The organism is Pontibacter sp. HSC-14F20 (assembly GCF_019599265.1).
In the GTDB taxonomy this organism is placed as follows: Bacteria; Bacteroidota; Bacteroidia; order Cytophagales; family Hymenobacteraceae; genus Pontibacter.
Genome location: NZ_JAHZTC010000065.1, coordinates 1 through 425, shown reverse-complemented (window position 1 = coordinate 425; position 425 = coordinate 1). Strand labels below are relative to the sequence as shown.

General features: G+C 59.5%; 1 protein-coding gene. It reads left to right on the top strand.

The features are described from left to right. The first annotated feature begins 77 nt into the window (after positions 1-77). Entirely contained in the window at positions 78-326 is a 249-nt protein-coding gene (locus K3G39_RS20510) for a hypothetical protein (protein WP_220628034.1), read from the top strand. The last annotated feature ends 99 nt before the right edge of the window (positions 327-425 follow it).

Genomic DNA, 425 nt, shown 5'->3' with positions numbered 1-425 from the left:
CGGAAGATGAAGTCACCGCCCTGCTCATGCTCGACTATGACCGCAGGCGCTGAGTCAATTACCGCAGGCGCTGGGTCATGGAGCGGTGGCACCTGGTGCTCAAGGGCGGCGTGAAAGTGGAGCGGCTGCAGGTTGACAGTTTCCGGCGCCTTTCCAATGCCATTGCCCTGCTCTCCCTTGTGGCCTGGCAGCTGCTTTGGCTCAAGAAACTGGCAGCGCAGGCCCCGGAACTGGCAGCGCAGGCCCCGGAACTGGCAGAGCAGCGCATGTTTTTGAGCCGCTTCAGCTGCAAGTACTTGAGCAGCAGACAGGCAAGAAGACGCTGACAGTAAAAGGAGCCTTAGGCGCCATAGCTGCACGGGCTGGCTTTACGCCTTCCAAAAAGCAGCCGTTGCCAGGAGAGAAAATCATTGGGAGAGGATGGA